The following is a 24,630-nucleotide window of genomic DNA, read 5'->3' on the forward strand; positions in this document are numbered from 1 at the left end:
AAAGGCCTATTCCTCCTCTTCTGTTGCTTCTTCTACTAATTGTTCAACGGAATGAATAAAGGCATCACCACGAACCTCAAAACTTCGGTACTGATCCCAACTGGCACAAGCAGGCGATAATAAAATGACATCTTTTGGCTCACTTAGCTCATAAGCAACTGGCACAGCTGCTTCAACATTTTGCACAGATATAATCGTTGGAATTCCTGCTTCAATACCTGTTTCACTTAATTTCATTGCCGTTTCTCCAAAAACAATTAAAGCTTTTACTTTATTATTCATTACTGGAATCAATTCATCAAAATTGTTCCCTCGATCTAAACCACCGGCTAGCAAAATAACGGGAGCGTCAAAACCTTTTAATGCATTTTCTGTTGCTAACGTATTTGTGGCTTTTGAATCATTATAAAAACGACGTTCGTTCCACTCTCTTACAAATTGAGTACGGTGTTTGACACCAGTAAACTGTTCTAAACTCGTTCGGATCACGCCATTTTCTTGATTCAATAACTTAGCAACTGCAATAGCTGCCATTGCATTTTCAACATTATGATCACCAGGAATCAAGATAGTTTCCTTAGCCATTACAGGCTCACCTTGATAATAGATCACATCATCTTGTAAATATACTCCTGTTTCTAAGATTTCTTTTCTTGAAAATGGAATAATTGTAGCTTTACTTTGTCGAGACAGTTCTCTTAACTCGGGTTGATCCCAGTTGACAATCAAATAATCTTCTTCAGTTTGATTCTTTGTAATGCTCATCTTAGCAGCCACATACTCTTCTCTTGTTCCGTGGTAGTCTAAATGAGCAGAATAAATATTCGTTATCACTGCAATATGTGGTTTCAATTCAGTTATTCCCATTAATTGAAAACTAGATAATTCCATTATAATTTCATCATCGCTTGTCGCTTTTTGAGCTACCAGGCTTGCCGGAGTCCCAATATTTCCAGCCACATAAGCTTGACCTTTAGAACGTTCTGCATTTAGCAATTCTGCTATCATGGTTGTAGTAGTTGTTTTTCCATTGGTACCTGTAATACCAATGATCATACTCTCAGCTACTTCATAAGCTAACTCGACTTCTGTGATAACTGGTATCCCTTTTTCGACGGCTTTCATGATAATAGGGTTGTTATACATAATACCTGGATTCTTCACGACCCATTCAAAATCTTCGTCTAATAACTCAACGGGATGTCCTCCTGTAACTACTCTTATACCAGATTCTAATAATTCTTGAGCTTGAGGATTTTCATCAAAATTTTTATAATCATTAACGGTCACTAGTGCGCCTAAAGAATGAAGTAACTTAGCGGCGTTTACTCCACTTAGAGCGAGCCCTAAAACCAATACTTTTTTATGTTCATAGCGTTTTATTTTTTTCATGTCTAAACCTCTTTTTCTTAAAATAAGGATTTTTTTTTACTATCAAGCAGTTAAATCTACTGTAAGTATTATAGAATAATTATTAGACATGCTGCTGCAGCTAATAATCCGATAGCCCAAAAAGTAAGAACAACACGCCATTCACTCCAACCACTCATTTCAAAATGGTGATGAATAGGGCTCATTTTAAACACTCGTTTACCTCTTAATTTAAATGAAGTGACTTGGATCATAACACTTGCGGTTTCCATAACAAAAACAAGACCGATTAAAAGAAGTGACCATTCTTGATGCAATAGAATTGAAATGGCTGCTAAACCACCACCTAAAGCTAATGAACCAACGTCTCCCATAAATATTTTAGCGGGTTTTTTATTAAAAAAGAAAAAGCCGATCAACCCACCTATGACAGTTAAACAAACAATTAAAACATCAAATTGTTGTTGATTCCAAGCGATAATAGCATATGCACCATAGGCAATACTTGCTGTTCCGGCAACTAGCCCGTCTAGACCATCTGTTAAATTAACGGCATTTGAAAAGCCAACCAACCAAAAGATAATAAATAGTCCATAAAACCAACCAATATCAACTGTGCCTAGGAAAGGGAAAGCCAATTCTGTTGGAATATTTTCATAAAGAGAAACACCAAAGAAAAGCACTCCCCCGAGTATTTGTCCTATTAATTTTTGTTTAGAAGTCAAACCAAGATTTCTTTTTTTGAACACCTTAATGAAGTCATCTAAGAATCCCAATAAACCATAAAGAATTAGGATGAAAAGAGTTAACACAATGCCTATTGAAAAGACATTTTGCCATATAGAAACCCAAATAGTTGAAATAATTGCAGCTACTAGAAAGACAATCCCTCCCATAGTTGGAGTTCCTGTCTTCACTTCGTGCCACTTTGGTCCTTCATCTCTAGTCGTTTGACCTAATTGTTTTGTTCTAAAAAAACCAATCACGATTGGCATTGCCATAATAGTTAAGGCAAATCCGCTCACAACTGCGATTAACATTTCTGTCCACTGCATTATTTTCCGCTCCTATTTATCATTGTTTTTTATGTGTATCGCTTTTTCAGCCTCTTCAACATCATCAAAATGAATTTTTTCAGTCCCAATAATTTGGTAATTTTCATGACCTTTTCCAGCAATCAAGACAATATCGTTTGGTGCTGCTTGTTTAATAGCAGACTGGATAGCTTCTCTTCTATCAGGAATCAATTGATACGACTCTTCTTCTAATCCTGCAACTACTTCATTTAATATAGCATTAGGATCTTCCGTTCTTGGATTGTCAGATGTAAAGATGACTGTATCTGAATTTTTTTGTGCAATTTCAGCCATGATCGGTCGCTTAGTGCGGTCACGGTCTCCGCCACAGCCAACTACACAAAATACATTTCCAGTTTTAATTTCATTTACTGCGTTTAATACATTTAATAATCCATCTGGTGTGTGCGCATAATCAACAATTACAGCAAAATCATATTCCCCTTTAACGATCTCAAAACGGCCTCGTACGCCACTTATCTGGCTAAGAGATTGGATGACAGAAGGCAATTCCAATCCAGCAGCATATGCCCCTGCAATAGCTGCTAAAGCATTCGACACATTAAACTTGCCAACTAGTTGTAATTGTACTTCATATACTTGATTTTCAAAATTCAAATTAAAACGGGTACCTTTATTTGTGATCCTTAAATCAGTAGCTTTAAAATCAGCTGGTTGATCAATTCCATAAGAAAAAACAGAGGCAGCCGTTTTTTCTTCAAAGCTTCTGCCAACTGGATCATCAAAATTTAAAATAGCAAATTTTGGTTTACATTGCTGATAGCCATTACCTAATTGTGAAAATAATAAACTTTTGGCTTCAGCATATTTTTCCATAGTGTGATGATATTCCAGATGATCTTGACTTAGATTAGTAAAAATTGCAATGTCAAAATCAGTCCCCCACACCCTGCCTTGAATCAAAGAATGTGAAGAAACTTCCATAGAACAAGTCTGTACGCCTTTTTCTTTCATTTCACGCAATGTTTTTTGCAGCGTGAGACTATCTGGTGTTGTATTTTTTGTTTCATAAACTTCAGAGCCTATACGACGATACATCGTTCCGATAACTCCGGTTTTCTCCTTGTGGTCGTGAAAAATATAATCTAAAAGATGTGTGACTGTTGTTTTACCATTTGTACCAGTAACACCTATGACACGCAAATTCTGGCTCGGATAATCATAAAAAGCAGCTGCTAAAATTGCCATAGCTTTCATTGTATTGTTTACATAGACAACCGGAACTTCTACATCTAGTGGTTCACTGGCCACAATTAGAACTGCTCCTTTTTGAACAGCTTCTTTTGCTAGCTCATGTCCATTATGAAGAGAACCAATAATACAGACAAAAAGCGAACCTGGTTCAACTTCTCTCGTATCTTGAGTAACTTTTGTAATTTCTAGACTATTGGAAAAATCTGTCGAAAATTTCTTTGTTTTTAATGGTTTGATCAATTCGATTGCTTTCACTATTTTCACCTTTTTCTATTCTTGTGGAGTTTCTAATTTTATGTTAATTTTATCCGTACTTTGCATATTGGCATTTGGTTCAAGACTTTGACTAACTACATAGCCTTCCCCTTCAAATATAAATTCTAATCCAGTTATTTCTGAAACCTTTAAAACATCATTTTTTGACCATCCCATCATATCCGGCATAGTCATAGCCCCATTAGTCATTAAAACCACACGTTGATTTTCAATAGTGGTATCAGCTGGTAATGGTAATTGTTGTACTATTGTATCACCATTTCCAACAACGGTCACATTTAACTGAGTACCTTCTAATGATTTAAGTGCTTCATCTTTTGAAATTCCAGTAACTTTTGGCATTTCGACCGTATTTGCCTCAGCTTCTTCGTCTTCTCCTAAGGCCAAATATTCTAATGCTCGTTTCATAATAGGATGATAAATTTCTTTAACTACTCCACTTCCTGTTGTACTACCGTCTTTAATTTCAGGCTGTTGTACTGTAATGTAGAGAATCACTTTTGGATCATCTGCTGGAGCCATAGCCGCAACAGAATAAATGTAATTTGTTCCACCACTATAATACTGTTTTGTTTTAGGATTGACAATCTCAGCAGTCCCAGTTTTTGCAGCAATTTCATATCCATCGATTTGGTAGTCTACTCCTGTACCATTTTTGTTGTAAACGACCTCTTTTAAATAGTCCAATGTTTGATCTGCTACTTCTTTACTTATCGGTTGACCTACAACTTCTGGCTCAACGATTGTTTCTTTTCCTGTGTCTGAATCAACAAATTTGCTTATAAATTGCGGTTTCATCATTTGCCCATCATTTGCTACCGCTGTAAAAGCTTGCAACATTTGAAATGCGGTGACGGTTAATCCTTGCCCAAATGCAGTATTCGCTTGTTCTAGAGGATAGTTAAAAGCAACTGAACCATTGGCTTCATTTGCCAAACCAGAATTAGTCGTTTCGCCAATTCCGAAGGCCTCCATATATTCTTTCCAAGTTTCTGGGCTCATTTTTTCCATTAAGTTAGCAAATGCCACATTACTAGAACGTGCCAGACCTTCTAAATAAGAGATTGTACCCCAACCATTTGGATTATGGTCATGAATCGGATCATCTCCAATCATTTTTACTCCTGATTGGAAATAAGCATTTGGATCAAACACACCTTCGCTGACGGCTGCAGCTAAAGTCAATATCTTCATTGTAGACCCAGGTTCGTACGTGTTCTCAACCAAAAGATTTTGCCACAATTGATCAATACCTTCTTTTGTAGTTCCATTAAATGTGGGTCTCTGAGATGCTGCAATAATAGCACCTGTTTCTGGATTAATCAACGTTGCCGTTACCATAGCAGGATTATATTTATCATCAATTTCGCTCATGACATTTTCCATGTAGACTTGCATCCGCTTATCTAATGTCAGATAGATATCATCACCATTTTCAGGCTCTGTTGTTTCTACTTTAGAATTTGGAATAACGTAACCAAAACTGTCTTTTTGATAAATCGTTTTCCCATCTGTTCCTTTAAGGATATCGTCATATGCAAGCTCAATACCCATCATGCCTTTTAAATCTGTGCTAGAAACATCCTCTTTTTTTCCAGAAGGTAATGCAGCATAACCGACTAAATGCGAAGCGAATATTCCATTAGGGTAAAGTCTTGTAGGGGTTTCCTCAAAGACAATACCTGGTAGTTTTTCTTCTTCAATACTCTTTTTTGTATCAAAGGATAAGTTTTTTCCTGCTTCACCAAATTCAACTTGAGAAAGATCTTTTTGATTTAAGTTTGTTAAAATGTCTTCTTTGCTCATGGGGATGTATTTTTCTAATACTTCAGCTGTTTTTTCTTTATCCGATACATGAAGCGCTTCATCAGGATTAGACCATTGATCTGTTAAAACCGCTACTAAAGAATAAGAAGTAGCATCTAATGCAACCGATTCTCCCCCAACATCATATATGGTTCCTCGGTTTGCTTCTAGGATACTACTTCTCGTGTATAAATTTTTTATATTTTGGGATAAATTTTCGCCATTAACTTCACCTTTTACCATGATAAATGCAATTCGTCCCGCAAAAACAACGAGTAAAAGAACTGTGCCAAAAAACAAAAGTATGGCAACCTTTTTTCTGTTTTTTAGAGGGTTTTTATTCGTCATTTTATAACATTCCTTACATTTTCTTCATTCATTTCTAAACCAAACTTATTTGCAATTTCATACACACGATCATACCGTGATAATTCTTGAACCTCTTGTTCTAGATTTTCATTGACCGTTGTGGATTCAGCAATTGAAGTTGTTGCATCTTGTAGGGTGCGATTAGTACTGGCGATAGTAATCTCTAAAGAAATACTAACAGCGATAAGAGCAAACAAAACAATTAAAACTGAACTGATAAGTAGTTTTTCTCCTTTTGTTATACCTATTCTTTTTGTAAAAGGAGTATGTATTTTATCCTTTTTAGGAGTAGGAGCTGTCTGCGGCTGAAAGGGTACTTCGACTTCAAGATTTCTAGCTAAATTACTTTCTAATGGCATAATTTAATACTTCCTTCCTATCCTTTAGTGTTTAGTTTATTTTAGTTTGTTTTTCAGCAATTCGTAACTTGGCACTTCTCGAACGATTATTTACGGCTAACTCTTCTTCTGAAGGTAGAATTGGTTTTCTGGTAATCAATTTTAATTCAGGTAAAAATTCGTCTGGAATAACTGGTAATCCACGCGGCAATTCAGGTCCTTTAGAGTGATCCTTAAAGATAGATTTAACGATTCGATCCTCTAACGAATGAAAAGAAATCACGCTGATACGCCCACCAATTGACAATAACTCAATTGCTTGTTCCAACGAATCTTCTACTGAAGATAACTCATCATTAACGGCAATTCGTATTGCTTGAAAGACACGTTTTGCTGGATGGCCGCCTTTTCTTCTAGCTGGTGCAGGTATTCCTGATTTAATGAGTTCAACTAGTTCACTAGTTGTTTCAATTGGCTTAATTTCTCTAGCAGCCTCAATTTTACGAGCAATTTGCTTCGAGAATTTTTCTTCTCCATAACGGTAGAAAATTCTAATCAAATCGTGGTAAGACCATTCATTAACGACATCTTTTGCCGTTAATGGAGCATCTGTATCCATTCGCATATCTAGAGGCGCATCTTGATGGTAACTAAAACCACGTTCTGCTTCATCTAACTGCGGAGAAGATACTCCTAAATCATATAAAATTCCATCTACTTCGTTTATTCCACGTTCAGTTAATTCTTCTTTAATATATCGGAAATTTGCTTTAATAAAGGTAACCATACCTTTATCAACATATTCAGCTAAACGAGCTTTTGCGTTTTCAATTGCACGCTCGTCTTGGTCAAAAGTAAATAAATGCCCGTTTTCATTTAACTGTGATAATAAATATTCACTATGACCCGCTCCACCTAAAGTACAATCAACATAAATACCTTCTGGGGATAACGACAGCCCATCAACTGTTTCGCGCAATAAGACTGTTTCATGATTAAATGCTGTCATTTTTTTCGCCTACCTAACTCACTAATTTATTTATCTTTTTTTAAACTGGTAGATTGCTAGAATCCAAAATCAATCATATCTTCAGCAATACTATCAAATGTCTCTTCAGCTTCTTGGGAAACTTGGTTCCATCTTGTCTCTCCCCAAATTTCAATTCGTTCAGAAACTCCAACAACATGGCAAACTTTTTCTAATTTTGCATGTTCTCTTAAAGTTGGAGGAATATTGATTCTTCCTTGTTTATCTATTTCACATTCAACAGCAGCTGAGTAAAAGAATCTTGTAAAAGCACGAGCTTCTTTCTTTGCTAACGGAAGTTGTTTGAGCTTTTCTTCAAGAGCAGACCATGATTCTTGCGGATATCCAAACAAACATCCATCTAATCCACGAGTAAGAATAAACTTCTCACCTAAATCAGATCGAAACTTTGATGGCATGATTAAACGACCTTTGGCATCAATGTTGTGCTTGTGTTCACCCAATAACATAGCTGTCTCACCCCAAACTCCAATTAGATATTTTTAGTCTACCACAACGCCCCACTTTCCTCCACATTTATTCAAAAAAAGACATAAATCTTTTTGGTTACAGCTTGATTATTTTTAAACACTTAAATGCTTCTATTCCTATGATGAATTTCAAGTGGGGAGTTTTCCCAAATTACTTCAAAAAAAAAAGCGAAAGAGAGACAACTTCGTCTCTCTTTCGCTTTTTTTTGCCTAATCAATCTTAAAATCATTTTCAAACAATACTATTTCTAGTTAATCTATTATTTCCGTAATCTAAAAGTAACACTGTTTTTAGTGGGTCAACTTTTTTTAAGTCTTTTTCAAGTCATTATTATATTAGCTGTAACCAAACTGTAATAGGTTAATATAGAACTAATAAAAATAAATCGCCAATACGTTTTAAAAAAACTTTTATATAAAATCTCACCTTTTTTTGCCGCAATAACCAAAAGTACAACAATCCCTAAACTAAATATAAAAATTAAAAAATATGGAATTACAGAAAATCCATAGGTCAACTCGCTAAGAATATGAATACCTAAAATTAAAAAAGGAACCAACAGATCTGGTAACTTAATAGCTGAATGTTGTCTTTTAAAATGACGTTGCGTTATCTTACTGAAAAAAAGCAATAAGACAAGTGGCAAACAGTACAGTATCAGTTTCCCTATTATTAAAGAAGTCTCGGACTCCATTTCATCCCACCTTTTAAATATGTATATGCCTTAATATCTGGCTACTTATTAGACTACACTATCATAAAAAACGCTCTTTTTAAATTTAACGCAATTTCAGCTTTTTGTATACTCTAATTAAGTACTAGTTTAAAAATAAAAAAACCCCCATTGAGCCATGGTCTCAATAAGGGTTTTCTCAAATCATCTCATGATGAAATGTGCAAAAAAATTAAGCTTCTTTGCTGATTACTTCTTTACCATCGTAATGTCCACATGATGCACAAACGTGATGGCTTTTTTTCAATTCGCCACAGTTAGGGCATGCGTTCATACCTGGAACTTCTAATTTATAATGGGTACGACGTCTGTTTTTCTTAGCTTTTGATGTTCTTCTTGCTGGTACTGCCATTCCTTACACCTCCTTAAAAATTACTTCTCTACACAAAATTGTGCTAAAAAGAAGCCTATAATACATACTTATTTCTGATCATCAGATTCATCTTTAAACAAATCTTTCAAACCAGCAAAACGCGGATCCTCAGTTTCTGATTTCTGTGTTTCTAAATCTGAAATGTATTCATCTTCAGAAACGACCAGCCAATCATTTCCACTAGGCATTTCTTGTCCTTCTATCTCCTCTTGCGTAAAGACTTGCAATGGAAGATTTAACAAAACTGCATCCGTGATAGCTTCAGTCAGATCAATCATATCTTTATCTAAAAGAATGACGGTTTCTTCCTCATTATCTATTTTAGATCCAGGAGTAGCAGAAGGTGGAATATAGATTTCATCTATTCCAATTGACATAGGGAATAAAACTGGTTTTAGTGATCTTGCAGAGGGTAGTGTCACATCTAATGAAACAACCATATGAAGCAAGATTTCTTTTTCATGAACAATGAGTGTTCCTTCTAAGTTAATCGGAGAAACATCCATTAATTCTTTTTCTCGATTCATCAACGGTTTTTTTAAGTCAACAGTTTCCGAGAAAACTAACGGCTCATTGCGGTATTTTTGCAATTCGTTTAATGACCATTTCATTTTACATCACTCCTAAAGCAACAAAGATTATTATACTAGTGAATGAACCCTTTGTCAACGTATTTTACCTTACAGTCTTTTCTTGCTAAGCTTTGTTTTCATGAGTATTTTCAAAATAAAAATTTAGCGGCTGACGATAATAATCTTGTTCTTTTATTAAACCTAACTGACCCATTTGATAAATTTTACCCGCTTTTATATCCAATGTCCATAAATTTTTATTCTTTTTGGTTACATTGGCAATTAAAGGTATGGCTAACTCTTTCTTTGTTTCTTTCAAGTACTTTCTTCCTAATAAACTGAAACCTAATAAATGGATAGCTTTTGGTTTTTTCAATTCCTCAACCATGTCTCCTTTTTTTAATTGAAGTAAAATATAAACACACATTCGTTGCAATCGAGTCCATGATACTCGTTTATTTTTAACTAACGAAATAAACTGTTCAAAACTTTTGGCTTTTTGAATACATTCTTTTAAGCGGTATTCAATACCTTCTGTTACTTGGTAAATCGACTGTAGTTCTTCCAATGACTGAACTTCTATTTGATATTTTAAATAAGGCCAATAATCTTCCCAGCTAACAAGTGGGTTGGCTATTACTAACTCCAAACTGCTTGTTGGCATACTTGCCTTCAATTCTTCAAAAGGTAAAGTATTTTGTTTGGTCTCTAATATTTTTTTTCGAATAGCTGTAGCACTTGAAAAACTTTGCTCAATTAATTCTTCATCGTGATAACCCGATCCGACTCGTGTCAGGGTATAAAGTTCCATCGGTTTTTCATAAAGTAGGTTCTCTTTTGCGTAGGCTAATCCCAAAATATTATTTGGTGTAGAAAGAGCGATGGGTTGGTTCGGAAGGAGTTCCTTAAGAACTTGTTCCATTTGTGAAGCATATGTTTGTCCTGGATTTTTATTTTCTTTAAATCGTTGGTTAATCATTGTTGTATGTTGATTTAAAAATTGAGCTAGTTTTTGGTAATCCGTCCCTTCACCTGATTCAGAACCAAAGCAGATGGCATCGCATTTCATGGCTTGCAATAGTCCAACGGCTCCTTTAGCAAAATAGTCCGCTGGTTGCGCACTAAAAGCCACCGGTAATTCAATCACTATATCTGCTCCAGCTGCTAACGCCATTTGTGTCCTAGCCCATTTATCTACAATAGCTGGTTCGCCGCGTTGCAAGAAATTCCCACTCATTACAGCAATAATAATATCCGCGCCCGATAATTCCCTAGCTTGTTTCAAATGATACACATGACCATTGTGTAATGGATTATATTCTACAACTACACCACAACTCTTTATCATTCAAAGACCTCTCTTTAACTTGTTACTTTAGCTTGTTTCAAGCAGGTTAAAAAAGCTTCTCCGTATTTTTCTAATTTGTTTTCTCCTACACCTTTTACTGTCAACATTTCGGTTTCGTTTTGAGGCATTAATACACACATTTGGTGTAATGTTTCATCTGAGAAAATAACATAAGGTGGAACTTTTTGTTCCGTTGCGAATGCACGTCTTAGTTCTCTTAATTGATCGAATAAAGCATCATCTACTGCTACTTTTTGTGCAACTTTTGCTTGTTTTCTGGTAACAGTCAGTTCTCCCTTTAAAACAGCAACAGCTTTTTCGGTTAATTTTAAAATGGGGTATTGACCATCAGTAGGCATTAAATATTTTTCAGCCGTTAAATAATCAATCAATTGAGTCACATCTTTTTGAGGCACCCCTTTCATCAATCCATAAGTTGAAAGGTCTTCAAAATGCCATTGCGTGACTTTTTTATCTTTTGAGCCTGTCAATACTTTCATGATGAGCGACTTTCCATACGTTTGGCCCATTCGCTTAACACAGGATAAAACTTTTTGAGTCTCCAACGTAATATCTGCAACTTCACGATCATCTAAACAGTTGCTGCATCTTCCACAATCCTCACAATTGTCACCAAAATATTCGACAATGTACCGTTGCAAACAAATTTGCGTTGACCCATATTGGGACATTTCTCTTAATTTTCGATATTCTTGGTTTTTTAATTCTTCCGTCATCTCTGATTGGTCAATAAAGAATTTCTGAATTTGCATATCTTGAGGAGAAAATAATAAAATCGCATCACTTGGCAATCCATCTCTACCCGCACGTCCAGCTTCTTGATAATAAGCTTCAATATTTTTTGGAATTTGGTAATGAATAACAAAGCGGACATTGCTTTTATCAATCCCCATACCAAATGCATTTGTTGCGACCATTACCGTGACTTCATCATATAAAAATTTTTCTTGCCAGCTGTTACGTTCATCTTCTTTTAACCCGCCATGATACTTACCAGCCTTAATTTTTTTGGCATTTAGCAGTTCATAGATCCGCTCCACTTCTTTTCGTGTGCTAGCGTAGACAATTCCAGATTGCCCTTTGTTCACTGTTAAATAATCCAATAAGAATCGGTTTCGTTCTTGTCCTTTAACAACTTGAAATGCTAGGTTATCACGCTCAAAACCTGTTTTCACTCGATTATCAGGTAGAATGCCTAATAAATTTAAAATATCGTTTGAGACAATAGGTGTTGCCGTAGCTGTTAAAGCTAACACGACAGGTCGGTAATCCAATTGTTGGATTGATTCTCCTAAAGACAAGTAACTTGGCCTAAAATCATGTCCCCACTGAGAAATACAATGCGCTTCATCGATAGCTATCATTGAAATATTTATAGTATGCATCAAATAAAAAATTTCTTCCGTTTGAAAACGCTCAGGAGCAACATAAATCAATTTATAATCTCCATTGACTGCCTTTTTCAAACGCACATTCATCTCTGCAGCAGTTAACGTGCTATTTAAATAAGTAGCCGGTATACCTACTTCTGTTAATGCATCTACTTGATCCTTCATCAATGAAATAAGTGGTGAAACAACTATTGTTACTCCTTCAAAGACTAGAGAAGGAATCTGGTAACAAAGGGATTTCCCCCCGCCTGTTGGCATAATCGCTAACGTATCTTTTCCTTGTAAAACTTTTTCAATGACTTCTTTTTGTCCGGTTTTAAATTCTGTAAATCCATATGTCTCTTGGAGCACATGATAAGCCTTTGTTAACAATGTATCTCTCCTTTCGATAGAAATCATTATGTAAAAAAAACAGAAAAATCCTAATCGATTTTTCTGTTTTCCATTAAAAAGGTTTCATTTATAAGCTATTTATTTCGTACAAACAAAAAACCAACGTGGACTTTCTTCGGTAACTTCAGTATCCCCAAAATCAGCACTTACTTCAATTGAAGAAAAACCCGCTTTGGAAAGCATATTTTTATACTGTTCGATTGAATATGTCCGTTCTTTATGTGTTTCATCGTAGCGTTCATAAAGATCTAATTCTTCATCATAAACAAAAAACGTTAGGTCATGTTCGACAGAATGAGGTTCTTCACCCGCATAACTTTTCCATAAGAAACTAATTTCTTCAGATTGGTCGTTAAACATATACCCTGGAAATACTTTATCCGTTTGATAAGTCGAATGAACATCAAATAAAAATGTTCCTGATTCTGTTAATACATTATAGACTTGTTGAAAAACTTTTGACACTGCTTCTTCATTTGGCATATAACATAGTGAGTCTGAAAAACACGTAACAGCTTCATACTGACCAATGTCAGATAGTTCCATCATGTCTGCTTGAATTAAGGGTAGATCTACTTTTTCTGCCATTGCTCGTTCATTTGCTAAACTCAACATGTTGTCAGAGAGATCTAATCCTGTTACAGTGTAGCCTCTTTTAGAGAGTGCTACCGCTAACGCACCCGTCCCGCAAGCAAGTTCCAACACCTTTGCCTTTTTATTTTGAAGGTGCTTATCAATAAATTGCCCCCAACGATCATAAAGGGTTTCATCCATGATCGCATCATATACCTGTGCAAATGTTTGATAACTCATTGAAATTAGACCATCTTAGTGATGTCTACCAACGGAGCATCACTCCATAATTTTTCAAGATTATAAAATGAACGTTCTGAGTAATGGAAGACATGAACCACTACATCTCCAAGGTCAATTAGCAACCACTTAGATGAATCGCGTCCTTCAACTCTTCTTACATCAATTCCAGCTTCTTCAGCTTTATCAATGATTTCTTCAGAGATAGCTTTAACTTGTTTTTCACTATTACCGTGCATAACAATAAAGTAATCTGCTAAAATAGAAATTTTGCTAACATCCATTGCAATGATGTCCTCTGCTCTTTTATCATCTGCTGCCTTTACAACCAATTCTACTAATTCTATGCTTTCAGTTACCATGTTGTTCCTCCTAAGGATTTGCTACCCATTTATTATACGTAGCAATTGTTTTTGGATAGATTTTTCTGTTTTTTTCAATCAAATGCTGCAAGGTTTGTTTTGTTTCATATTGAACTGCTGCTTGTAGATTTTCTGCTGCAATGTTCCGCGCATCTTCTACACTAGGAAAATTTCTACCGGGTTCGATATAATCAGCAACGTAAATAACTTGTTCTAAAATAGTCATTTCTACTGCACCTATTGTGTGATGTTTAATAGCATTTAGAATATCTGGATCAGATATTCCTAGTTCATGTTCAACTAAAAACGCACCTAATGGACCATGCCAAATATTGCTTCCATATTCCAGCATTTCTAAATCAAACTGTTCACGATAAATTAAATCCTGCATCTCTTTGTCGCTGCGTTCTTTTGCGTAATCATGCGTTAACGCCGCAATACTAGATGCTTCAGTTGACGCGCCATATTTTTCTGCTAATTGAACAGCTGCTTGCTCTACACCTAAAACATGCTGAAACCGTTTTTGGCTCATTTGACTTTGAACAGCTTGAATCAATTCGTTTCTTGTAAGCGTTGTGTATCTTTTTGAATACCTTAATTGATTCATATTATTTTCCATTTTGATACAACCCTTCGCGCCAAATATACTCTAGCGTTTTTCTAGGGATCAAATAATTTACGGGACAGTTCATTTCTAAATTTTTGCGCAAGGAAGTAGAACTGATATCCATTGAAGGTACATCTACCCAAATAATTGGATACGGGCTAAGAAGGTTGTATCCTGGGCGATTAACTCCCACAAATTCTACAAGTTGAGACAATTCTTCTATCTTATACCATTTTGGTAAGTACTCTACCATATCTCCACCAATAATAAAATAATAGTCTGTATCCGGATGTTCTTCCTTCAATTTCACCATTGTATCATAGGTGTAACTTTTTCCACCACGTTCAATTTCTGCTTTTTCAACATCAAATCTTTGATTGCCTTCGATGGCTTGTTCAACCATATGAAGTCGATGAGTGGCTTCAATTGCTTTTTTTTCATCTTGATGTGGCGGGTTGGCACTTGGCATAAAATAGATTTTTTCTAAACCCAATTGATGACAAACTTGATCCGCAATAATCAAGTGTCCGATATGAGGAGGATTGAAAGTCCCACCAAGAATACCAACTCTTTTTTTGGGTTGGATGTCAAATTCAATTTCTGTTGCTAATTGAGTTCTACTATTAGAAAAAGATTGCCTTTTCAAGCTAATCACCTTTCTTCCAAAAATTTATTAACTAAACAGTTTGTTATTTTGCTCGTGGAATTTCATTTGAAATACGTTGATATTTTTCTTGATTAGATTTCTTAAATAACACAATAACACGGCCAATTATTTGTACTGCATCACAGCCGGTTTCTTCTTCAAGAACAGCTGCTACATCTTCAGCTATTTCATCTGTATTTTGTAATAACCCTACTTTGATTAGTTCTCTTTTTTCTAATGCTTCATTAATTTGTACGATAACTTCTTTATTCAATCCATTTTTCCCAATTTGAAAAATAGGATTTAAATGATGTGCTTTGCTTCTTAAAAAACGTTTTTGTTTACCTGTTAACTTCATTTTTATTCACTCCATTAAGACCATAGTGATCTCTTCTACTTTATTTCTAGTTTATTATATTAAAGATTTCCGGATAAGAACATCTATTCCTTTGGGCGCCCATCCAGCTACGACGCATCCAGGCTCATTAACTGTTACCCAACCAAGGCCCGCAAAGACTATGTCAGCTTTTTCTTTAACGGAAAATTCAAATCGAACCAATTCAGGGAATCCATCAACCTCATCTTCACGAGGCGGTTGCAATAGCTTGCCTACTTGTTTTTGATACAATTCATCCGCTTTTTCTAATTTAGTACGATGTATATGCAAATCATTAGACACAAAACAAGTAAATGAATGTCTTGCTCCTTTTAAGTAATCAAAACGAGCTACTCCACCAAAAAATAAAGTTTGTCCTTCATTTAATTGATAAACGATTGGTTTGATTTCTTTTTTAGGTGCAATCAACTTCAAATCTTTGTCCCCTAAAACATGAGCCATTTGATGACGATGGATAATTCCTGGTGTATCGATTAAATTTTTACCATCATCCAACGGAATTTCTATCCGATCAAGCGTTGTTCCAGGAAATTGAGAAGTCGTAATCAAATCTTGTACGCCAGCAGTTGACTTAATGATTTGGTTGATCAATGTCGATTTTCCAACATTGGTGACCCCAACTACAAATACATCACGTCCTTTACGATGCTTTTCAATAGCATCAAGCAAGATCTCCATCTCAGCAGGTTTCATGGCGCTAGTTAATAAAACATCTTCTGGTCGTAACCCTTCCTCATGAGCCCGTTCACGTAACCATTGCGTCATTTTACCACGCTTCAATGACTTAGGAAGTAAGTCTACTTTATTCCCAACTAACAATACTGGATTTTTCCCAACAAAACGGTGTAGTCCAGGTATCAAACTACCATTGAAGTCAAAAATATCAATTACGTTCACGATTAATGCATCTTCCGAACCCAGTTCATTTAATAATTTCAGAAAATCATCATCAGTCAGTTGAACATCTTGAATTTCATTATAATGGCGCAATCTGAAACAACGTTGACAGTAGACCTCACCTTTTTCTAACCCTTTTTCTAAGGCTGAAGCTGGTGTGTATCCTACAGCCTCTTTGTCCATTGTTTGAATAATAGCTCCGCATCCGATACAACGGATCTCTTCCTCATTATTTAATTCTTTTGTCGTCATTTATTGACTTCCTCCATCTCATAGTTGGATCTTTTTTGATCATATAGTTCATAATATGCAGCTCCATAAAACGGTTAAATCGAGTATTCCAAGCGTCTGTGTTTAATATCGGTTTTACTAATACATTACGTATCCCAGCAAGGTTTGCTCCCCAAATATCCGTCATAATCTGATCGCCAACCATAATGATCTCATCAGTAGATAGATTTAATTTTTTACTCGCTCTTTTAAACCCAATCGTTGTTGGTTTTAAAGCTCTCGAAACATAGTCTAGTCGCAATACCTTTGCAACTCGCTCCACACGTGTTGCTTTGTTATTAGAAAGAATCACTACAGGAATACCAGCTTCTTCCATAAGGCTGATCCATGCAATCAATTCTTCGGTCCCATCTGGATTATTCCATGCAATCAAAGTATTGTCCAAGTCTGCTAAGACAGCTTTGACATTTTGTTCTTTCAATTGTTCTGGTGTTATATGGTAAATCGCTTCTACCATATAAGTCGGTTTAAATATCTTTAACATTTTTTCACCCTACTCATTAAAATAGGAGTACCTCTTACAGTACTCCTAAAGTTTACTATTTACTTAATTATACGCCAAATTATTAAAAAAACAATCATTAGCGGTCTTTTTTAGGCTAATTCTCATATGACAGAATTATTTTAACCTTATAAAGAACAGCTACATTATTTTTAGTTTACTTGTAAAAATACTTCATGTAGTTCATTCAATGCTAGTTTTAAGTTTTTTTCTTCAATAAGAATCCAAATGGTTGTATAGCTATCGGCAGATTGATAGATGGGTATGTTCAATTTTGCCATTGCTGTTACAATTTTAGCAGTCACACCTGGGACTCCCGTTATTCCTGCACCTACAATTGCAACCTTCGCACAATTTTCGTGAGTCGTATAGGTAACGCTTTGTTCATCCAATAATTGTTTTGCTTTTTCGCTAATCTGTTGCGGTAAAGTGAAAACGATTTTCCCAGGGAATATATTGATGAAATCCAAACTAAAGCCGGATTGCGCTAAGAGATTAAACAATGACTCCTGTAGCTTTTCGTTTGTTTCAATCGTAAATTGTACTAAATGAGGCACATGAGCAATTCCGGTCACTAGTCTTTGTGGGATGTTTTGGTCTTCTGAATGTGTGATCAATGTTCCCACATCTGTTACAGTTTCATAAGTTGAACGGATCCGAACCGGTATTCCTGCTTGTTGTGCGATTTCAACCGCTCTCGGATCAATGACTTTTGCTCCTTCATGAGCCATATTACTGACTTCATTATAACTTACGACTTGTAAAAATTGAGCATTTTCCACTAACCTAGGATCCGCTGTCATCATTCCAGAAACATCTGTAAAAATATCAATGCTTTCTGCTTTAAATGCAGCACCTAACAAGGCAGCAGTCGTATCACTGCCGCCGCGACCAATTGTTGTGACATGTCCATTATCGCTTACTCCTTGAAAACCAGCTACTACAGCTACATCTTTTGTTTTAAATTGCTCATTTATTGTTGCAGTATCGACTCTTATCACTTTTGCCTGTCCGTAGTCTTCATTCGTTCGAATACCAGCACTTTGTCCCGTTAAACCGACTGCATTGATGCCATTCTTTTTTAATTGATTTGTAAAAACAGCGGTTGAGATTGTCTCTCCAACGGACAACAGCATATCTCGCTCTCTTAGATCTAAATAGCTTCTTTCTCCATCAATCAAATCCAATAAAGAATCTGTTGCATATGGATCGCCCATTCTTCCAATAGCAGACACAACAACAATTACTTTATAGCCTAATGAAACTGCATGTTCGATGTGTTTTTCGGCTGCTAATCGACTTTCTTCATTTTTCACTGATGTACCGCCAAATTTTTGAATTAAAATTTTCATTGTTTACCATCCTTTAAACCTGTTTATCTGCAATAAATACAGCATACTTATTAAGTTCGTTTTTTAAATTAGAAATTTTGATTTAGTATTTCTGCTTTATTATAGCGAAGACATTCTTTAGTTTCAATTATCTTACGAATTTCATAGAACAATTTAGTTTTTTTTTGCTATACTAATGATGGTTACACAATGAAATAAGCAATTAGAGAGTCAATAAATTAGCACATCCACTTAAAAGGAGTTTATACTAATGTATTTAAAAGAAGTTTGTTTAGAAAATTATAGTTTTATTCCTAAAGCCATTGCTCAAGGAGCAACCAGAATTGAATTATGTGATTACTTGATCAGCGGGGGAACAACTGTCAGCAAAGGTGTCATGCATGAAGCAGCTGCTTATTGTGCTGAAAAAATGATTCCATTAATGGCTATGATCCGTCCTCGTTCAGGTGATTTTATTTACAATGATAGCGAACTGAAAATTATGGGTTATGACATTATTGAAGCCCGTAATTTAGGATTAGACGGCATTGTATTAGGTTGTCTGACCAACGATCAATTGATTGATGAAGATGCCATGGAACAATTACTAGAAGAAGCCTACGGACTACAAGTGACGTTTCATATGGCTTTCGATGCTATACCCGTTGAAAAACAATTTGAAGCTATTGACTGGTTAGCTGAACATGGCGTCCAAAGAATTTTAACTCATGGTGGAGACTTAAGCTTGTCAATTGAAGAAACACTTCCTCACCTTAAAGAATTAGTTGATTACGCGAAAGATCGTATTCTTATTCTTCCTGGTGGAGGCATCACTAGTGAAAATGCAGATGCTATCCAACAATACCTTGGCGTTACAGAATTACATGGTTCAAAAATAGTCGGCGAACTTTGAGTTCACATTTCCAAATAAATAATAGAACCAAGTAAAAAAAGTCGGAACATAATGTTCCGACTTTTTTTACTTGGTTTTTACTTGGATACCTTCTCGTTCAACACTAAATTGTCGTACATCTGCATCTGTAAAGGTCTCTTTTAAGCGTTGCTCTAGCTCTTTTAATTTCGAATAAGGCACTAAAATCAATACCGTTGATCCTGCGCCACTTAAAAATGTAGCATAAGCTCCATTTTTTTTTGCTAGGCTACGAATTTGAGATAAATGAGGCACTAAATCTTTACGATAGTTTTCATGCCATAAATCATTCCCCATCATTTCTCCCGCTAGGTTCAAATCATTCGCTAAGACTGCTGCAATCATTACATTGCTGATAGAACTTGCTTGTACAGCTTGCACATAACCCAACGTTTTCGGCAATACATCTCGACTTTCTTTTGTTAATAATTCATCGATTGGAATAACCGCTAGTATACCCACGTCTGGGAAAGCATGTTTCACTGCATAAACAGAGTCTTGAATTTTGCTGGCTACTACGAAATCGCCAAGAATTGCGGGTGCAGCATTATCTGGATGCCCTTCTAAGTTAGAAGCCAGCGTTACTTTTTCTTTATCACTTAACTGTAATCCAGCTAATTGATTAGCCATTTCAATACCTGCGATAATTGCTGCTGAGCTGCTTCCTAATCCGCGTGTTGCAGGAATCTCACTTTCCATCCATAACTTTCTAGGCGTAAGCGTTGGAACTAGAGATAAGGCAGTTTGGATAATGAGATTTGTTTCATCATTTGGTATACTTTCTCCAAGTTGGTGGTGAATGATCCAACTGTCAGTTTCAGTTCCTATTTCCAATGTCAAATAGAGGTTTAAAGCTAACCCACATGAATCAAAACCGGGACCCAAATTTGACGTTGTTCCTGGTACGATTATTTTCATAATTTTCCAACACCTGCTTGCAAATGTTTTTTCATATCTTCTAAGTCGTCCATCTTTGAAATAGGAATTGTCGTCACTTCAAGCGCAGTATCTGGGTCTTTTAGTCCGTTTCCAGTAAACACACAGACAACAGTTTCACCCTTTGTTATGGCTCCGCTTTTGACATCCTTGATCACTCCTGCTAATGAAGCTGCAGATCCTGGTTCAATAAATACACCATCCATTGCAGCAACTTTACGGTAAGCATTGATGATCTCATCGTCAGTCACAGAATCAATTTTTCCCTTAGACTCATCTCGAGCGTTCTCCGCTAATTCCCAACTAGCTGGATTTCCAATTCTAATAGCTGTTGCAATTGTTTCAGGATTTTCAATCACTTTTCCTTTCACAATAGCAGCCGCGCCTTCTGCTTCATATCCGTGCATTCTTGGCAACCCCGTTTGATTCAATTTATCCCATTCTTTAAACCCTTTCCAGTAGGCAGTAATATTTCCTGCATTACCGACCGGGATAGCTAACACATCCGGGGCCTTTCCGAGATCTTCACATACTTCAAAAGCTGCTGTTTTTTGTCCCTCAATACGATAAGGATTAACCGAATTAACTAATGTAACGGCTTCTGTTTCAGCTAATTTACGAACCGATTTCAACGCTTGGTCAAAATTGCCTTGGATTGAAATAATGTCTGCTCCATACATGACTGCTTGAGCTAATTTACCTAAAGCTATTTTTCCATCTGGAATGACGATGTACGCTTTTAAACCAGCTCGTGTAGCGTATGCTGCAGCTGCAGCGCTGGTATTCCCAGTAGACGCACAAATGATTGCTTTCGCTCCTTCTTCTTTTGCTTTCGCTACGGCCATAACCATTCCACGATCTTTAAATGAACCAGTAGGATTCAACCCTTCGTATTTTCCATATAGATCAATCCCGAGTTCTTTCGAAAGATTCGTTAGTGGAATTAAAGGCGTGTTTCCTTCATAGAGAGAAATCATAGGCGTTTTATCTGTGACCGGTAATAGTTCTTTATATTTTTCAAGCAAACCTTGATACATTATTTCCCCTCCATTACTTTAAAACAAACAAGAAGATCCATATCCTTTGACTCTTTGAGTGCTTTCAAAATTTCTTTTTGTTGCGATTTATTTATTTCATGTGTCACGATTACTACTTTTGCCGTTTCATTTGAATGTGGTTGCTGAATAATTTGGTCAAAACCGCTATCACATTGGCTGAATACTTTTGCTAAAGCTAAAAATTGACCAGTTTTATCTTGCATCTCAATAGCAATATAATATTTATTGCTTACTTCAGAATCTTTTGCAAGGTTTGTTTCATGTTGGTAGGAACTAAAGACATTGCCACTCGTACCTAACTGGATATTCTTCGCCACAGTTATCACATCACTGACGATGCTATTTGCTGTTGGCAACTCACCGGCGCCAGGGCCATAATACATCGTTTCCCCAACCGCTGCACCAACGACAAAAACAGCATTATTTTCATTTTGAACACTTGCCAATGGATGATTAGCTGGTACAAGTACTGGACCGACATCCACACTTATATTTCCTTCGATTTGAATCGCTGAACCAATCAATTTGATTTTATAACCTAATTTTCCAGCCATTTGAATGTCTTCTTGTTGTAAATTTCGAATTCCTTTTGTTTCAATTTGATCTAATTCAACATTCATGCCAAAAGCTAAACGCGTCAATATAACCATTTTGCGTGCAGCATCTATTCCATCAACATCATTTGTTGGATTGCTTTCTGCAAAACCTAATTCTTGAGCTTCTTTTAAAGCTTCTTCATAAGTTTTTCCTTCACTCGTCATTTTTGACAAAATAAAGTTCGTTGTTCCATTAACAATTCCAAAAACTTTTTGGATCTCATCTGAAGCAAGACTATCTACTATCGTACGTAAAATTGGAATTCCACCAGCAACACTAGCTTCATAGTACAAATCACACTGGTTCGCTTTTGCTAATGCTACCAATTCATTTCCGTGCAGCGCAATTAAATCTTTATTCGCTGTGACAACATGTTTTCCAGCTATCAATGCTTTTTTAATATACATTTTTGCTTCATCAATACTCCCCATAACCTCTACTACAATATCTATTTCTGGGTCGTTTACAATCTCGTCGACATCCAGAGTCAACTCAATACCCTCAGCAATTGCGCCTCGCTTTTTATCAATATCGCGCACTAAAACTTTTTTTACTTTTAAAGAGACACCGGTCACTTGATTTAATTTTGGTTCATGGTGTTTCAATATACGCAACACACCACTTCCAACTGTTCCAAAGCCTAATATCCCTATTTGCAAATGGTTTTTCATCGTTTGTCTCCTTTTCTAGCTAAATTATTTCCCGTTATTTATGAGGTTTAAGCAATCTCCATCTCATACATTTTTAATTATACGTATTACTAGTATAACGAATATTAAAAAAAATACTAGCTTGAAAATAAACAAAAAAAGACATACGAAAAAATTCTTGAAAGAATTTTTTCGTATGTCTTTAACAGGCTATTTTAATCTTGAAGTAATTCAAATATTTCCATAGCAACTAAGTCTACATCATCAAATTGATAAACTTGTTGAGTAGAAGTCTCTAATAATTCAAATGTTTCAGTTTTTGCATCATAAGTAATAACACAACGTTCGTTTCCTTCTTTTTCAAATCGACGAACTTGAACTTCACTTTCTGTATCTTCTAGCATAGCTTCCAATCGGCGAATAATTCCTACTAATTGTGAAGTTGTCATAGTTTCGTGCCCCTTTCAAACTTAACTCAGTAATCATTCTACCAGAATTTTATATAAAAGACATTAAACTCACTCTATTTTCATAAAAAAATAATCTTTATACAAAAAAAGTCGAATCTTTGAAAGAACTTATGTTAATATAGTTGAAATACATTATCGAAAAGGGGGCACCAAATTAATGAATTCATTACAAGAGCACTTTAACAATCAAGTCTATAAAATTGAAGTTTCAGATATCCGAAAATTTGATGAACGTGTGTCACCAATAGAAGGCATGCTTAAATTAACTTTAGGAGCGCCAGACTTCAATACACCCGATCATATTAAAGAAGCAGCTATAGAAGCTATTAACAACAATGAGTCACATTATACAGGTATGGCTGGTGATATTCAGCTACGAGTGGCAGCTTCTGAGTTTCTTAAAAAGAAATATACTCTTTCTTACGATCCTACAAATGAAGTTTTAGTAACCATTGGTGCTACTGAGGCTATCTCCGCTTCTTTATTAGCTATTTTAAACCCAGGCGATAAAATTTTAGTGCCTTCCCCTATTTTCCCTGGGTATGAACCTTTGATCACTTTAAGCCAAGCAACACCTATTTTTATTGACACAAGTGTAAATGGTTTTGTCTTAACTCCTCAGATGATTGAGGATGTAATGACAGAACATGGTACCTCTGTAAAAGCAATTATTTTAAACTATCCAAATAACCCAACTGGTATAACTTACGTTCGAGAAGAAATTAAAGCTCTTGCTGATGTTCTAAAAAGACATGACCTATTTGTTATTAGCGATGAAATTTATAGTGAATTAACTTACGACAATGAGCACGTCTCTATTGCCGAGTACTTAAGAGAACAAACCATTGTGATTAATGGTCTTTCAAAGTCACATGCCATGACCGGTTGGAGAATTGGGTTTATCTTTGCGCCAAAAGAACTTACTGCACAAATTATTAAAGTACACCAATATTTAGTTACGTGCGCCACTTCTATTTCTCAAAAAGCTGCTTTAGCTGCTTTAACTGTCGGAATAGATGATGCCCTTCCTATGAAAAAAGAATACCAGAAGAGAAGAGATTATCTTTTTGAAGAATTGATTCAATTAGGATTTGAAGTAGCACGTCCCAATGGCGCTTTTTATCTTTTTGCAAAAATTCCGAAAAAGCACATCCAAAATAGTATGGATTTTTGTGTGGATTTAGCTGAAAAAAATAAGCTAGCTTTAATTCCCGGTTCAGCTTTTGGAGATGCCGGTGAAGGTTACATCCGTATAAGTTATGCTGCCAGTATGGAAAACTTAGTAGAAGCTGTTAAACGATTGAAGAGCTATATGGCCTTTCATACGAAAACTTTATAATC

At 35.8% G+C, this 24,630-nt stretch carries 26 protein-coding genes; 2 read left to right on the forward strand and 24 right to left on the reverse strand.

Annotated features, from left to right (window positions below):
- Positions 1-6 precede the first annotated feature (6 nt).
- From murD to dapG, 20 genes are all read right to left on the reverse strand, one after another.
- Complete coding sequence (gene murD / locus ABS911_RS04755; RefSeq protein ID WP_350466558.1) at positions 7-1,392, reverse strand: UDP-N-acetylmuramoyl-L-alanine--D-glutamate ligase; 1,386 nt, start codon at positions 1,390-1,392, stop codon at positions 7-9.
- 68 nt (positions 1,393-1,460) lie between these two features.
- Positions 1,461-2,426: a phospho-N-acetylmuramoyl-pentapeptide-transferase gene (gene mraY, locus ABS911_RS04760; RefSeq protein WP_350466559.1), complete on the reverse strand. Its 966-nt coding sequence runs from the start codon at positions 2,424-2,426 to the stop codon at positions 1,461-1,463.
- Positions 2,427-2,438: 12 nt separating this feature from the next.
- The gene (locus tag ABS911_RS04765) at positions 2,439-3,917 is read right to left on the reverse strand and encodes a UDP-N-acetylmuramoyl-L-alanyl-D-glutamate--2,6-diaminopimelate ligase (RefSeq protein WP_350466560.1); all 1,479 of its coding nucleotides are present in this window, start codon (positions 3,915-3,917) and stop codon (positions 2,439-2,441) included.
- A gap of 15 nt (positions 3,918-3,932) precedes the next feature.
- On the reverse strand, positions 3,933-6,092 hold the full coding sequence (locus ABS911_RS04770; protein WP_350466561.1) for a penicillin-binding transpeptidase domain-containing protein: 2,160 nt from the start codon (positions 6,090-6,092) through the stop codon (positions 3,933-3,935).
- Complete coding sequence (ftsL, locus tag ABS911_RS04775) at positions 6,089-6,472, reverse strand: cell division protein FtsL (RefSeq protein ID WP_350466562.1); 384 nt, start codon at positions 6,470-6,472, stop codon at positions 6,089-6,091. Before ftsL ends, ABS911_RS04770 begins: the two co-directional genes overlap by 4 nt.
- A 31-nt stretch (positions 6,473-6,503) precedes the next feature.
- Positions 6,504-7,460, reverse strand: coding sequence for a 16S rRNA (cytosine(1402)-N(4))-methyltransferase RsmH (gene rsmH / locus ABS911_RS04780; protein ID WP_350466563.1), 957 nt, complete (start codon positions 7,458-7,460; stop codon positions 6,504-6,506).
- 56 nt (positions 7,461-7,516) lie between these two features.
- Positions 7,517-7,948, reverse strand: coding sequence for a division/cell wall cluster transcriptional repressor MraZ (mraZ, locus tag ABS911_RS04785; RefSeq protein WP_350466564.1), 432 nt, complete (start codon positions 7,946-7,948; stop codon positions 7,517-7,519).
- Between the two features lie 341 nt (positions 7,949-8,289).
- A complete protein-coding gene (locus ABS911_RS04790; RefSeq protein ID WP_350466565.1) occupies positions 8,290-8,664 on the reverse strand; it encodes a DUF3397 domain-containing protein in 375 nt (124 codons plus the stop codon).
- A gap of 211 nt (positions 8,665-8,875) precedes the next feature.
- Positions 8,876-9,055: a 50S ribosomal protein L32 gene (gene rpmF, locus ABS911_RS04795; RefSeq protein ID WP_013710429.1), complete on the reverse strand. Its 180-nt coding sequence runs from the start codon at positions 9,053-9,055 to the stop codon at positions 8,876-8,878.
- Positions 9,056-9,123: 68 nt separating this feature from the next.
- Positions 9,124-9,687, reverse strand: coding sequence for a YceD family protein (locus ABS911_RS04800; protein WP_350466566.1), 564 nt, complete (start codon positions 9,685-9,687; stop codon positions 9,124-9,126).
- An 85-nt stretch (positions 9,688-9,772) separates the two neighbouring features.
- On the reverse strand, positions 9,773-10,996 hold the full coding sequence (locus ABS911_RS04805) for a nucleotidyltransferase (protein ID WP_350466567.1): 1,224 nt from the start codon (positions 10,994-10,996) through the stop codon (positions 9,773-9,775).
- A 14-nt stretch (positions 10,997-11,010) separates the two neighbouring features.
- The gene (gene recQ, locus ABS911_RS04810; protein WP_350466568.1) at positions 11,011-12,807 is read right to left on the reverse strand and encodes a DNA helicase RecQ; all 1,797 of its coding nucleotides are present in this window, start codon (positions 12,805-12,807) and stop codon (positions 11,011-11,013) included.
- 72 nt (positions 12,808-12,879) lie between these two features.
- On the reverse strand, positions 12,880-13,614 hold the full coding sequence (locus ABS911_RS04815) for a class I SAM-dependent DNA methyltransferase (RefSeq protein ID WP_350466569.1): 735 nt from the start codon (positions 13,612-13,614) through the stop codon (positions 12,880-12,882).
- A gap of 5 nt (positions 13,615-13,619) precedes the next feature.
- Complete coding sequence (gene rsfS / locus ABS911_RS04820) at positions 13,620-13,976, reverse strand: ribosome silencing factor (RefSeq protein WP_035022163.1); 357 nt, start codon at positions 13,974-13,976, stop codon at positions 13,620-13,622.
- A gap of 10 nt (positions 13,977-13,986) precedes the next feature.
- Entirely contained in the window at positions 13,987-14,595 is a 609-nt protein-coding gene (gene yqeK, locus ABS911_RS04825; RefSeq protein WP_350466570.1) for a bis(5'-nucleosyl)-tetraphosphatase (symmetrical) YqeK, read from the reverse strand.
- Positions 14,585-15,229: a nicotinate-nucleotide adenylyltransferase gene (locus ABS911_RS04830; RefSeq protein ID WP_350466571.1), complete on the reverse strand. Its 645-nt coding sequence runs from the start codon at positions 15,227-15,229 to the stop codon at positions 14,585-14,587. Before ABS911_RS04830 ends, yqeK begins: the two co-directional genes overlap by 11 nt.
- Positions 15,230-15,272: 43 nt before the next feature.
- The gene (gene yhbY / locus ABS911_RS04835) at positions 15,273-15,587 is read right to left on the reverse strand and encodes a ribosome assembly RNA-binding protein YhbY (protein ID WP_350466572.1); all 315 of its coding nucleotides are present in this window, start codon (positions 15,585-15,587) and stop codon (positions 15,273-15,275) included.
- A gap of 54 nt (positions 15,588-15,641) precedes the next feature.
- On the reverse strand, positions 15,642-16,775 hold the full coding sequence (yqeH, locus tag ABS911_RS04840) for a ribosome biogenesis GTPase YqeH (RefSeq protein WP_350466573.1): 1,134 nt from the start codon (positions 16,773-16,775) through the stop codon (positions 15,642-15,644).
- A complete protein-coding gene (locus tag ABS911_RS04845; RefSeq protein ID WP_350466574.1) occupies positions 16,753-17,298 on the reverse strand; it encodes a YqeG family HAD IIIA-type phosphatase in 546 nt (181 codons plus the stop codon). Before ABS911_RS04845 ends, yqeH begins: the two co-directional genes overlap by 23 nt.
- A 170-nt stretch (positions 17,299-17,468) precedes the next feature.
- A complete protein-coding gene (gene dapG, locus ABS911_RS04850; protein ID WP_350466575.1) occupies positions 17,469-18,668 on the reverse strand; it encodes an aspartate kinase in 1,200 nt (399 codons plus the stop codon).
- Positions 18,669-18,918: 250 nt separating this feature from the next.
- Here dapG and ABS911_RS04855 point away from each other — a divergent pair, with 250 nt between their 5' ends.
- The gene (locus ABS911_RS04855) at positions 18,919-19,560 is read left to right on the forward strand and encodes a copper homeostasis protein CutC (RefSeq protein ID WP_350466576.1); all 642 of its coding nucleotides are present in this window, start codon (positions 18,919-18,921) and stop codon (positions 19,558-19,560) included.
- Positions 19,561-19,626: 66 nt separating this feature from the next.
- On the opposite strand, the gene thrB is transcribed toward ABS911_RS04855, so the two are convergent.
- From thrB to ABS911_RS04875, 4 genes are all read right to left on the reverse strand, one after another.
- Positions 19,627-20,496: a homoserine kinase gene (gene thrB / locus ABS911_RS04860; RefSeq protein WP_350466577.1), complete on the reverse strand. Its 870-nt coding sequence runs from the start codon at positions 20,494-20,496 to the stop codon at positions 19,627-19,629.
- On the reverse strand, positions 20,493-21,551 hold the full coding sequence (gene thrC, locus ABS911_RS04865) for a threonine synthase (RefSeq protein ID WP_350466578.1): 1,059 nt from the start codon (positions 21,549-21,551) through the stop codon (positions 20,493-20,495). The genes thrB and thrC overlap by 4 nt, the downstream gene beginning before the upstream one ends.
- On the reverse strand, positions 21,551-22,840 hold the full coding sequence (locus ABS911_RS04870; protein ID WP_350466579.1) for a homoserine dehydrogenase: 1,290 nt from the start codon (positions 22,838-22,840) through the stop codon (positions 21,551-21,553). The genes thrC and ABS911_RS04870 overlap by 1 nt, the downstream gene beginning before the upstream one ends.
- 194 nt (positions 22,841-23,034) lie before the next feature.
- Complete coding sequence (locus tag ABS911_RS04875; protein WP_007723100.1) at positions 23,035-23,268, reverse strand: YkuJ family protein; 234 nt, start codon at positions 23,266-23,268, stop codon at positions 23,035-23,037.
- 178 nt (positions 23,269-23,446) lie between these two features.
- Here ABS911_RS04875 and ABS911_RS04880 point away from each other — a divergent pair, with 178 nt between their 5' ends.
- On the forward strand, positions 23,447-24,628 hold the full coding sequence (locus tag ABS911_RS04880) for a pyridoxal phosphate-dependent aminotransferase (protein WP_350466580.1): 1,182 nt from the start codon (positions 23,447-23,449) through the stop codon (positions 24,626-24,628).
- Positions 24,629-24,630: the final 2 nt, after the last annotated feature.

It is taken from the genome of Carnobacterium sp. (assembly GCF_040274425.1).

What these genes read in the sequence shown, in the direction of transcription:
- yhbY (WP_350466572.1), bottom strand. Translation starts at nt 15,587, where the DNA reads ATGAAGTTAACAGGTAAACAAAAACGTTTTTTAAGAAGCAAAGCACAT.
- ftsL (WP_350466562.1), bottom strand. Translation starts at nt 6,472, where the DNA reads ATGCCATTAGAAAGTAATTTAGCTAGAAATCTTGAAGTCGAAGTACCC.
- ABS911_RS04770 (WP_350466561.1), bottom strand. Translation starts at nt 6,092, where the DNA reads ATGACGAATAAAAACCCTCTAAAAAACAGAAAAAAGGTTGCCATACTT.
- ABS911_RS04790 (WP_350466565.1), bottom strand. Translation starts at nt 8,664, where the DNA reads ATGGAGTCCGAGACTTCTTTAATAATAGGGAAACTGATACTGTACTGT.
- dapG (WP_350466575.1), bottom strand. Translation starts at nt 18,668, where the DNA reads ATGAAAATTTTAATTCAAAAATTTGGCGGTACATCAGTGAAAAATGAA.
- rsfS (WP_035022163.1), bottom strand. Translation starts at nt 13,976, where the DNA reads ATGGTAACTGAAAGCATAGAATTAGTAGAATTGGTTGTAAAGGCAGCA.
- ABS911_RS04845 (WP_350466574.1), bottom strand. Translation starts at nt 17,298, where the DNA reads ATGTTAAAGATATTTAAACCGACTTATATGGTAGAAGCGATTTACCAT.
- mraY (WP_350466559.1), bottom strand. Translation starts at nt 2,426, where the DNA reads ATGCAGTGGACAGAAATGTTAATCGCAGTTGTGAGCGGATTTGCCTTA.
- thrB (WP_350466577.1), bottom strand. Translation starts at nt 20,496, where the DNA reads ATGAAAATAATCGTACCAGGAACAACGTCAAATTTGGGTCCCGGTTTT.
- ABS911_RS04870 (WP_350466579.1), bottom strand. Translation starts at nt 22,840, where the DNA reads ATGAAAAACCATTTGCAAATAGGGATATTAGGCTTTGGAACAGTTGGA.
- yqeH (WP_350466573.1), bottom strand. Translation starts at nt 16,775, where the DNA reads ATGACGACAAAAGAATTAAATAATGAGGAAGAGATCCGTTGTATCGGA.
- thrC (WP_350466578.1), bottom strand. Translation starts at nt 21,551, where the DNA reads ATGTATCAAGGTTTGCTTGAAAAATATAAAGAACTATTACCGGTCACA.
- ABS911_RS04815 (WP_350466569.1), bottom strand. Translation starts at nt 13,614, where the DNA reads ATGAGTTATCAAACATTTGCACAGGTATATGATGCGATCATGGATGAA.
- ABS911_RS04800 (WP_350466566.1), bottom strand. Translation starts at nt 9,687, where the DNA reads ATGAAATGGTCATTAAACGAATTGCAAAAATACCGCAATGAGCCGTTA.
- murD (WP_350466558.1), bottom strand. Translation starts at nt 1,392, where the DNA reads ATGAAAAAAATAAAACGCTATGAACATAAAAAAGTATTGGTTTTAGGG.
- rsmH (WP_350466563.1), bottom strand. Translation starts at nt 7,460, where the DNA reads ATGACAGCATTTAATCATGAAACAGTCTTATTGCGCGAAACAGTTGAT.
- recQ (WP_350466568.1), bottom strand. Translation starts at nt 12,807, where the DNA reads ATGATTTCTATCGAAAGGAGAGATACATTGTTAACAAAGGCTTATCAT.
- yqeK (WP_350466570.1), bottom strand. Translation starts at nt 14,595, where the DNA reads ATGGAAAATAATATGAATCAATTAAGGTATTCAAAAAGATACACAACG.
- rpmF (WP_013710429.1), bottom strand. Translation starts at nt 9,055, where the DNA reads ATGGCAGTACCAGCAAGAAGAACATCAAAAGCTAAGAAAAACAGACGT.
- ABS911_RS04855 (WP_350466576.1), top strand. Translation starts at nt 18,919, where the DNA reads ATGTATTTAAAAGAAGTTTGTTTAGAAAATTATAGTTTTATTCCTAAA.
- mraZ (WP_350466564.1), bottom strand. Translation starts at nt 7,948, where the DNA reads ATGTTATTGGGTGAACACAAGCACAACATTGATGCCAAAGGTCGTTTA.
- ABS911_RS04880 (WP_350466580.1), top strand. Translation starts at nt 23,447, where the DNA reads ATGAATTCATTACAAGAGCACTTTAACAATCAAGTCTATAAAATTGAA.
- ABS911_RS04805 (WP_350466567.1), bottom strand. Translation starts at nt 10,996, where the DNA reads ATGATAAAGAGTTGTGGTGTAGTTGTAGAATATAATCCATTACACAAT.
- ABS911_RS04875 (WP_007723100.1), bottom strand. Translation starts at nt 23,268, where the DNA reads ATGACAACTTCACAATTAGTAGGAATTATTCGCCGATTGGAAGCTATG.